Source organism: Streptomyces sp. NPDC048352 (assembly GCF_040651895.1).
Lineage (GTDB): Bacteria > Actinomycetota > Actinomycetes > Streptomycetales > Streptomycetaceae > Streptomyces.
The window spans coordinates 17,466-27,032 of record NZ_JBEZKZ010000092.1 but is presented as its reverse complement, the minus strand read 5'-3'; the positions used below and the strand labels follow the sequence as shown (position 1 = coordinate 27,032).

General features: G+C 74.0%; 10 protein-coding genes. 8 read left to right on the top strand and 2 right to left on the bottom strand.

The genetic code is table 11. From position 1 onward, the window contains the following. Nucleotides 1-1,177, top strand: a 1,177-nt coding sequence (locus AB0D45_RS30915) for a family 10 glycosylhydrolase (protein WP_362465174.1), incomplete at its 5' end; no start/stop codon positions are given. 1 nt (nucleotide 1,178) lies between these two features. Here the strand turns inward: AB0D45_RS30915 and AB0D45_RS30910 are convergent. Together AB0D45_RS30910 and AB0D45_RS30905 are read right to left on the bottom strand one after the other, a co-directional pair. After that, a complete protein-coding gene (locus AB0D45_RS30910) occupies nucleotides 1,179-1,400 on the bottom strand; it encodes a DUF1918 domain-containing protein (RefSeq protein ID WP_361607226.1) in 222 nt (73 codons plus the stop codon). 59 nt (nucleotides 1,401-1,459) lie between these two features. After that, nucleotides 1,460-2,389 (bottom strand): DMT family transporter, encoded by a 930-nt coding sequence (locus AB0D45_RS30905; protein ID WP_362465171.1) that lies wholly within the window; start codon nucleotides 2,387-2,389, stop codon nucleotides 1,460-1,462. On the opposite strand from AB0D45_RS30905, the gene AB0D45_RS30900 reads away from it, so the two are divergent. The 7 genes from AB0D45_RS30900 (at nucleotide 2,388) to AB0D45_RS30870 (ending at nucleotide 9,566) form a co-directional block, all read left to right on the top strand. After that, on the top strand, nucleotides 2,388-3,881 hold the full coding sequence (locus AB0D45_RS30900) for a PLP-dependent aminotransferase family protein (protein WP_362465169.1): 1,494 nt from the start codon (nucleotides 2,388-2,390) through the stop codon (nucleotides 3,879-3,881). The two genes, AB0D45_RS30905 and AB0D45_RS30900, sit on opposite strands and share 2 nt — an antisense overlap. A gap of 27 nt (nucleotides 3,882-3,908) precedes the next feature. Then, nucleotides 3,909-4,679, top strand: a complete 771-nt coding sequence (locus AB0D45_RS30895; RefSeq protein WP_362465166.1) for an N-acetyltransferase — start codon at nucleotides 3,909-3,911, stop codon at nucleotides 4,677-4,679. Then, nucleotides 4,676-5,173 (top strand): GNAT family N-acetyltransferase, encoded by a 498-nt coding sequence (locus tag AB0D45_RS30890; protein WP_362465163.1) that lies wholly within the window; start codon nucleotides 4,676-4,678, stop codon nucleotides 5,171-5,173. The genes AB0D45_RS30895 and AB0D45_RS30890 overlap by 4 nt, the downstream gene beginning before the upstream one ends. Before the next feature lie 115 nt (nucleotides 5,174-5,288). After that, nucleotides 5,289-6,317, top strand: coding sequence for an N-acetyl-gamma-glutamyl-phosphate reductase (gene argC, locus AB0D45_RS30885; RefSeq protein ID WP_362465160.1), 1,029 nt, complete (start codon nucleotides 5,289-5,291; stop codon nucleotides 6,315-6,317). Beyond that, nucleotides 6,314-7,471 (top strand): bifunctional glutamate N-acetyltransferase/amino-acid acetyltransferase ArgJ, encoded by a 1,158-nt coding sequence (argJ, locus tag AB0D45_RS30880; RefSeq protein WP_362465157.1) that lies wholly within the window; start codon nucleotides 6,314-6,316, stop codon nucleotides 7,469-7,471. The genes argC and argJ overlap by 4 nt, the downstream gene beginning before the upstream one ends. Continuing rightward, nucleotides 7,468-8,376 (top strand): acetylglutamate kinase, encoded by a 909-nt coding sequence (gene argB / locus AB0D45_RS30875; RefSeq protein WP_215149655.1) that lies wholly within the window; start codon nucleotides 7,468-7,470, stop codon nucleotides 8,374-8,376. Before argJ ends, argB begins: the two co-directional genes overlap by 4 nt. After that, a complete protein-coding gene (locus AB0D45_RS30870; RefSeq protein WP_362465154.1) occupies nucleotides 8,373-9,566 on the top strand; it encodes an acetylornithine transaminase in 1,194 nt (397 codons plus the stop codon). Before argB ends, AB0D45_RS30870 begins: the two co-directional genes overlap by 4 nt. Nucleotide 9,567 lies beyond the last annotated feature (1 nt).

Here is a 9,567-nt window from a genome sequence, read left to right as displayed (position 1 = left end):
GGGCCCACCGGGCGGGCGACCGGCCCCGCCCGCCGCCGGGCGCCGGGCGGGGGCCGCCGGGTTCCGGGGGATGTGGATCGCCTCCGTACAGAACGTGGACTGGCCCTCCGAGAGCGGCCTGTCCGCCCGGAAGCAGCGCGCCGAGCTGATCGCGCTCCTCGACACGGCCGTGGCGCGCCGGCTCAACGCGGTGATCCTCCAGGTCCGGCCGGCCGCCGACGCCCTGTGGCCCTCGACGCACGAGCCGTGGTCGCAGTGGCTGACCGGCGTGCAGGGCCGCGACCCGGGCTGGGACCCGCTGGGCACGGCCGTCACCGAGGCGCACGCGCGCGGGCTGGAGCTGCACGCCTGGTTCAACCCGTACCGGGTGGCCAACCACACCGACCCCTCCCGGCTCGCCTCCTCGCACCCCGCGCGCCGCAACCCGGACTGGACCGTCCCCTACGGCGGCAAGCTCTACTACAACCCCGGCCTGCCCGAGGTGCGCACCTTCGTCCAGGAGGCGATGCTCGACGCCGTCTCCCGCTACCCCGTCGACGCGGTGCACTGGGACGACTACTTCTACCCGTACCCCGTGGAGGGGGAGTACTTCGACGACGACGAGGCCTACGACGAGTACGGCGGCTCCTTCGCCACCCGCGCCGCCTGGCGCCGCCACAACACCGACACCCTCGTGTACGAGATGTCCCAGCGGCTGCGCACCGTCCGCCCGGCGGCGCGGTTCGGCATCAGCCCCTTCGCGGTGTGGCGCAACCAGGGCACCGACCGGCTCGGCTCGGCCACCCGGGCGGGCGTCCAGACCTACGACGACCTCTACGCGGACACCCGCAGGTGGGTCCTGGAGGGCTGGATCGACTACATCGCGCCGCAGGCGTACTGGCACATCGGGCACCCCCAGGCCGACTACGCCGCGGTCGTCCCCTGGTGGGCGAAGACGGTCGCGGGCACCGGGGTCGACCTGTACGTGGGCGAGGCGCTCTACCGCTGCGACGCCCACAGCTCCACCGCCGCCTGGCGCGACCCCGCGGAACTGTCCCGGCACCTGACCTTCGCCCGCCGCCACCCGCAGGTCCGCGGCCACGCCTACTTCTCGGCGAAGTACGCGGTCGCGGACCCCAACGGGGCGCTGGCCCGGGTCGTCGCCGACCACTACCCGACGGCCGTGCCGCCGAACTGAGTCAGTGCCAGGGGGTGGTCGTGGCCTTGCCCTCGGCCTCGTCCGGGTGGCGGACGACGCAGTCGGGGCCGGGGGACATGACGGCGTCGTGCCCGTCCGGGAAGTGCACCCGGTACGGAGGGGCGCCGTTCTCGCCCAGGACCTCGACGATCTCGCCCACCCTGTCGTGCTGCCCCACGATCCTGCCGTGCTGCACCAGCTGGTCGCCCTCGGTCGCGCGCATCTGCTGACCTCCCTCGGAGCCGGTCCGATCCGGTGCTAGAAGTTTAGGCCGATACGGGGCTATTTGACCCGCTGGGTCACGGTGATGCAGACCAGGACCGCGCAGGCGGCGAGCGGTGTGGCCGGGGACAGCCGCTCGCCCAGCAGCGCCACCGACCACACCAGGGTCAGCAGCGGCTGGGCGAGCTGGAGCTGGCTGGCGCGCGGCGCCCCGATCTCGGCCATCCCCCGGTACCAGACGTACAGCCCGAGGAACGTCGAGCCGGCCGCCGCCCACACCAGCCCGGCCACGCCGTGCCAGGTCAGGTGCACCGGCTCGGACGCCAGCCCGAACGCGGAGCCGGCCAGCGTCAGCGGCAGGCACATCACCAGCGCCCAGCCGATCACCTGCCAGCCCGGCATGGCCCGGGCCAGGCGCCCGCCCTCGGTGTAGCCGGCGGCGCACACCAGCAGCGCCCCGAACAGGTAGGCGTCGCCCGCCGAGACGGAGCCGCCGCTCTGGGCCAGGGTGAAGCCGAGCACCACCGCGGCGCCGGCGACGGCCGCCGCCCAGAACCGGCCCGAGGGGCGGGCTCCGGTGCGCAGGGCCGACAGGGCGGCCGTCGTCAGCGGCAGCAGCCCCACCACGACGGCGGCGTGCGAGGTGGTCGAGGTCTGCAGGGCGAGGGTGGTCAGCAGCGGGAAGCCGACCACCACTCCGGCGGCGACCACGGCCAGGCCCGCCCAGTGCTCGCGGGCCGGCAGCGGCACCCGTCCGGCCAGCAGGAAGGCGCCGGCGATCACGGCGGCCAGCACACTGCGCAGCGCGACGAGCGACCAGGGGCCGAAGCTCTGCAGACCCCAGGCGGTGGAGGGGAAGGTCAGCGAGAACGCGACGACCCCGAGGAGGGCCAGGGCGGTGCCGCCGCGGAGGCCGGTACGTCCGGAGGTGCGTCCCTCCACCTGGACTGCTATCGAGGTCGGGCGAGTAGCGCTATTCTGTGCTGTCATGTACGAGCGTAGCAGTGTGGCCGAACTGGCAGAATCCCTGAGGTCGGAACTCGACCGCTATCCGGTAGGTGGAAAGCTCCCGTCCAGCCGGGCCATGGTCGAGCGCTACCGGGTCAGCCCCGTGACCGTCTCCCGGGCCCTCGCGCAGCTCGCCGCCGAGGGACTCGTCGTCACCCGGCCCGGCGCGGGGGCCTTCCGCGCCCGCCCCCGTACGGCCGACCCCGCGCCCGGCGACACCTCCTGGCAGGAGGTCGCCCTCAGCGCCGAAGGCGCCGGGGAGGTCGTCCCGCGCTCCGTGGACGCCGCCGGGGTCGTGAACTCGCTCGCCCTCCCGCCGCCCGGGGTCATCGAGCTCAACAGCGGCTACCTGCACCCCTCGCTCCAGCCCGAGCGGGCCATGGCGGCGGCCCTGGCCCGCGCCGGACGCCGGCCCGGCGCGTGGGGGCGTCCGCCCCTGGAGGGGCTGCCCGAGCTGCGCGACTGGTTCGCCCGGGAGATCGGGGGCGCGGTCGGGGCGGTGGGCGCCGCCGACGTGCTGATCACCGCCGGCGGGCAGAGCGCCCTGACCACCGCCGTACGGGCGCTGGCCCCGCCGGGGGCTCCGATCCTGGTCGAGTCGCCCACCTACCCCGGCCTGCTGGCCATCGCCCGCGCCTCCGGCTGCCGGCCGGTACCCGTCCCGGTGGACGCCGAAGGGGTCCGGCCGGAGCTGCTGGCCGCCGCCTTCGAAGCCACCGGCGCACGGGTCTTCGTATGCCAGCCGCTGTTCCAGAACCCGACCGGCGCCGTGCTGTCGCCCGCGCGGCGCACCGAGGTGCTGCGCATCGCGCGCGCCGCCGGGGCCTTCGTGGTCGAGGACGACTACGCGCGGGCCCTGGCCCACGAGGACGCCGGTCCGCTGCCCGCGACGCTCGCCGCCCAGGACCGCGACGGGGTCGTCGTCCACGTGCGGTCCCTGACCAAGGCCACCTCGCCCAGCCTGCGCGTCGGCGCCCTCGCCGCCCGCGGCCCGGTGCTGGACCGGCTGCGGGCCATCCAGATCGTCGACAGCTTCTTCGTGCCGCGCCCCCTCCAGGAGGCCGCGCTCGAACTGGTCGGCGCGCCCGCCTGGCCGCGTCACCTGCGGGCCGTCGCCGCCGAGCTGCGCCACCGGCGCGAGGTGCTCGCGGGCGCCCTGCGGCGGGAGCTGCCCGGCGCCGAGCTCGCCCACCTGCCGTCGGGTGGCTTCCAGCTGTGGGTGCGCCCCGGCGGCGACGGCGACGACGCCGGCTTCGCGGCGGCTGCCCTGCGCGCGGGGGTCGCGGTCACCCCGGGCCGCCCGTACTTCTGCGCCGAACCGCCCGCCGCGCACGTGCGGATGAGCTTCGCGGGGGTGCCGGGCCCCGGGGAACTGGTGGAGGCGGTGCAGCGGCTGCGCGGCGGCCTGCCCGAGGAGCTCCTCGGCGGGGCGCGGAGCGGGCCGGCGGAAGCGGCCCAAACCCTGTTGAGGTGATCCGGACGCCACCCCTAGCCTGCGCACATGACCGAGCTGGAGATCACCTCCCTGGACCGCCGCCCCGAACTGGCCACCCGCCTCTGGGACATGAAGGACTCCTGGCCGGAGTTCGCCCGGCACGACCCGCTGGCCTGGCTGCTCTACCCGCGCCTGGTCGCCGAGTTCCCCGCGTACGTGTTCGTCGCCACCGACGGCGACGCTGTGGTGGCGCGGGCCTTCAGCGTCCCCTTCGCCCTGCACACGCCCGAGCGCGGCGGGGTGCTGCCCGGGCAGGGCTGGGACCGGGTCCTGATGTGGGCCTTCTCCGACCAGCGGCGCGGGGTGCGGCCCGACACGGTCAGCGCCCTGGAGATCTCCGTCGACGCCGGCCGGCAGGGCGAGGGCCTGTCCGGCAGGATGCTCGCCGCCATGCGGGAGGGCGCCCGTGCGGCCGGGTTCACGGAGGTGGTGGCCCCGGTGCGGCCCAACGGGAAGCCCGCCGAGCCCGACACCCCGATGTCCGAGTACGCGTACCGCACCCGCGAGGACGGACTGCCGTACGACCCCTGGCTGCGGGTCCACGTCCGCGCGGGGGCGGTCATCGACTCGGTGGCCCCGGTGTCGATGACCATCAGCGGCACCCTCGACGAGTGGCGCAAGTGGACCGGACTGCCCTTCGACACCCCGGGCCCGGTCCGCGTGCCCGGGGCGCTCAGCACCGTCCACTGCGACCCGGAGCACGACCGCGCGGTCTACCTGGAACCGAACGTATGGGTCCGCCACCCGCTCGGCGCCGGGCCGGCGGTCGCCGGATGATCGCCGTCCGTGCCGCCGGCCCGGGCGACGGGGGCGCCGTCGGCGAGATCCACGCCGCCGCGTGGGAGGCCGCCTACGCCCCCTTCTTCGCGCCGGCATTCGCCGCCGAGGGCGTCCGCAGTCGCCGCACCCGCTGGCACCAACGGCTCGCGGAGGACCCGCGGACGCTCCTGCTGGCCGAGGTGGACGGCCGCCCCCTGGCGATGTCCTGGTCGGGCCCCTCCGGGAGCCGGCCCGGCCTCGCGGAGATCCTCAGCTTCTACGGCCATCCCGACGGCTGGGGCAGCGGCGTCGCCGCCGTGCTGATGGCGGCGACGCTGGAGCGCCTGCGCGCCGACGGGTTCGCCCGGGCGCACCTGTGGACCCTGCGCGACACACCGCGTTCCCGCGGCTTCTACGCCAAGTGCGGCTTCGCCGGGACCGGTGGCGTACGGGCCCTGGACTTCGGCGACGGCCATCCGCTTGAGCAGGTCGAGTACGAGCGGGAGTGTTGAGGCAGGACCCTTGTCGTACAGGACCCCTTGTCGCACAGGGCGCCGCCGGACCGGAAGGGCCTTTGCATAAAACTGCATAGGTACGTATAGTCATGCCATCGAGGAGGAGGGTCCGATGGTGGTACGTGTAGCGGTGGCCGGAGCGAGCGGATACGCGGGCGGTGAAGTCCTGCGCCTGCTGCTGTCGCACCCCGAGGTGGAGATCGGTGCGCTGACCGGGCACTCCAACGCCGGCCAGTCCTTCGGACCGCTCCAGCCGCACCTCGTCCCGCTCGCCGGCCGGACCCTGGAGGCGACCACCCCCGAGGTCCTCGCCGGCCACGATGTCGTCTTCCTGGCGCTCCCGCACGGACAGTCCGCCGCCGTCGCCGCGCAGCTCGGCGACGACGTGCTCGTCGTCGACATGGGCGCCGACCACCGGCTGAAGGACTCCGCCGACTGGGACGCCTTCTACGGAGCCCCGCACGCCGGCACCTGGCCCTACGGGCTCCCCGAGCTCCCCGGCGGCCGGGCCGCCCTCGCCGGCACCAGGCGCATCGCCGTGCCCGGCTGCTTCCCGACCGCCGTCACGCTCGCCCTCTACCCCGCCTACCAGGCGCGCCTCGCCGAGCCGGAGGCCGTGATCGTCGCCGCCACCGGCACCTCCGGCGCGGGCAAGGCCCTCAAGCCGCACCTGCTCGGCTCCGAGGCGATGGGCACCGTGACCCCGTACGGCGTCGGCGGCGCCCACCGGCACACCCCCGAGATGGTGCAGAACCTCTCCCCGCTCGCCGGGGAGCGGGTCTCCGTCTCCTTCACGCCCACCCTCGTGCCGATGCCGCGCGGCATCCTCGCCACCTGCTCCGCCAAGGCCGTCCCCGGCACGACCGCGGAGTCGGTGCGCGCCGCGTACGAGAAGGCGTACGCCGACGAGCCCTTCGTGCGGCTCCTCCCCGAGGGCCAGTGGCCCACCACCAAGGCGGTGTACGGCTCGAACGCCGTCCACCTCCAGGTCGCCTACGACGGGTCCGCCCAGCGGATCATCGCCATCAGCGCGATCGACAACCTCGCCAAGGGCACCGCCGGCGGCGCGGTGCAGAGCATGAACATCGCCCTCGGGCTCCCGGAGGCGCTGGGTCTTTCCACGATTGGAGTGGCGCCGTGAGCGTGACGGCTGCACAGGGATTCACGGCGGCGGGCATCGCCGCCGGGATCAAGGCGAACGGCAACCCCGACCTGGCCCTCGTGGTCAACAACGGGCCGCGACTGGCCGCGGCGGGCGTCTTCACCTCCAACCGCGTCAAGGCCGCCCCCGTCCGCTGGTCCGAGCAGGTGCTGCGCGGCGCGACCGTCAGCGCCGTCGTCCTCAACTCCGGCGGCGCCAACGCCTGTACCGGCCCCAAGGGCTTCCAGGACACCCACGCCACCGCCGAAAAGGTGGCGCAGGTCCTCGGCGGTGAGCACAACGCCGGCGAGATCGCGGTGGCCTCCACCGGCCTGATCGGCGTCCTGCTCCCCATGGACAAGCTGCTCCCCGGCATCGAGACGGCCGCCGCCGCCCTGTCCGCCGACGGCGGCGAGGACGCCGCCATCGCCATCAAGACCACCGACACGGTGCACAAGACGGCCACCGTCACCCGGGACGGCTGGACCGTCGGCGGCATGGCCAAGGGTGCGGGCATGCTCGCCCCGGGCCTGGCCACCATGCTCGTCGTCCTCACCACCGACGCCGACCTGGACGGCCCCACCCTCGACAAGGCACTGCGCGAGGCGACCCGCACCACCTTCGACCGGGTCGACTCCGACGGCTGCATGTCCACCAACGACACCGTGCTGCTGCTCGCCTCCGGGGCCTCCGGCCAGGTGCCCGCGTACGCGGAGTTCGCCGACGCCGTACGGACCGTCTGCGACGACCTCGCCCGCCAGCTGATCGGCGACGCCGAGGGCGCCAGCAAGGACATCCGCATCGAGGTCGTCGGCGCGGCCAGCGAGGACGACGCGGTCGAGGTCGGCCGGTCCATCGCCCGCAACAACCTGCTCAAGTGCGCCATCCACGGCGAGGACCCCAACTGGGGCCGGGTGCTGTCCGCCATCGGCACCACCAAGGCGGCCTTCGACCCGGACCGGCTGAACGTGGCCATCAACGGGGTCTGGGTCTGCCGGAACGGCTCGGTCGGCGAGGACCGCGACCTGGTGAGCATGAAGGACCGCGAGGTCCGCATCACCGCCGACCTGTCCGCCGGCTCCGAGTCGGCCGTCATCTGGGCCAACGACCTGACCGCCGAGTACGTCCACGAGAACAGCGCGTACAGCTCATGAGCACCGCGAGGAAGCACACCGCGCTCCCCAAGGCCGAGATCCTCATCGAGGCCCTGCCCTGGCTGACCCGCCACAACGGCAAGGTCGTCGTCATCAAGTTCGGCGGCAACGCCATGATCGACGAGGACCTCAAGGCCGCCTTCGCCCAGGACGTGGTCTTCCTGCGCCAGGCCGGCCTCAAGCCGGTCGTGGTGCACGGCGGCGGCCCCCAGATCAACGCCCAGCTCGACAAGCAGGGACTGATCAGCGAGTTCAAGGCGGGCCTGCGCGTCACGACCCCGGAGGCCATGGACGTCGTACGGATGGTGCTGGCGGGCCAGGTCCAGCGCGAGCTGGTCGGGCTGCTGAACCAGCACGGGCCGCTCGCCGTCGGCATGACCGGCGAGGACGCCCACACCATCACCGCCACCAAGCACAGCCCGGAGATCGACGGCGAGCTGGTCGACATCGGGCGGGTCGGCGAGATCACCGCGATCGACACCGGCGCGATCGAGGCGCTGCTGGCCGACGGCCGGATCCCGGTGATCTCCTCCATCGCGCGCAGCGCCGACGACCACCACGTCTACAACGTCAACGCCGATACGGCCGCCGCGGCCCTCGCGGCCGCCCTCGGCGCCGAGACGCTGATGGTCCTCACCGACGTCGAGGGCCTCTACGCCGATTGGCCCAACAGCGACGAGGTCATCAGCCGGCTGACCGTCAGCGAGCTGGAGAAGCTGCTGCCCGAGCTGTCCAGCGGCATGGTGCCCAAGATGGAGGGCTGCCTGCACGCCGTCCGCAACGGCGTCACCACCGCCCGCGTGATCGACGGGCGGGTCCAGCATTCGATCCTGCTGGAGATCTTCACGGACGAGGGAATCGGCACGATGGTCGTGCCCGACGGACAGGGAGGGGATCCCCGGTGACCACCGGCAACGAGGAGTACCGCACCCGCTGGCAGGGTGCGCTGACCAACAACTACGGCACCCCCGCGCTGGCCCTCGTACGCGGTGAGGGCGCGCAGGTCTGGGACGCGGACGGCAGGCAGTACACCGACTTCGTCGGCGGGATCGCGGTCAACGCGCTCGGCCACGCCCACCCCGCCGTCGTCGCGGCCGTCACCGACCAGATCCAGACCCTCGGCCACGTCTCCAACCTCTACGCCTCCGAGCCCGTCCTCGCGCTCGGCGAGCGGCTGCTCCAGCTCTTCGGCCGCGAGGGCCGGGTGTTCTTCTGCAACTCCGGCGCGGAGGCGGTCGAGGCCGTCTACAAGATCGGCCGGCTGACCGGGCGGACCCACATGGTCGCCACCGGCGGCGGCTTCCACGGCCGGACCATGGGCGCCCTGGCGCTCACCGGCCAGCCGGCGAAGCAGCAGCCCTTCCTGCCGCTGCCCGGCGACGTCACGCACGTCCCGTACGGCGACGTGGAGGCCCTGCGGGCCGCCGTCACCGAGGAGACGGCCTTCGTCCTGATCGAGCCGGTACAGGGCGAGAACGGCGTGGTCGTCCCGCCCGCCGGCTACCTGACGGCCGCCCGCGAGATCACCCGGGCCACCGGGACGCTGCTCGCCCTCGACGAGGTCCAGACCGGCATCGGCCGCTGCGGCACCTGGTTCGAGCACCAGCAGCACGAGGGGGTCGAGCCCGACCTCGTCACGCTCGCGAAGGGCCTCGGCGGCGGGCTTCCCATCGGCGCGGTGGCCGCCTTCGGCCCGGCCGCCGGCCTGCTCCAGCCGGGCCAGCACGGCACCACCTTCGGCGGGAACCCGGTCGCCTGCGCCGCCGGCCTCGCCGTGATCGACACCATCGCCGCCGAGGGGCTGCTCGACCGGGTCAAGGCGCGGGGCGAGCGGCTGCGCTCCGGAATCGAAGCCTCCGCCCATGGGCTGGTCTCCCACGTCCGCGGGTCGGGGCTGTTGCTGGGTATCGTGCTGACGGAGCCGCTCGCACCGCAGGTGCAGCAGGCGGCCCAGAAGGCCGGATTCCTGGTCAACGCGCCCGCCCCCGACGTCGTACGGCTGATGCCCCCGTTCGTCATCACCGAGGCCGAGGTCGACGCGTTCGTCCGGGCACTGCCCGGCCTCCTCGACGAAGCGGGACGATCCGGAGAATGAG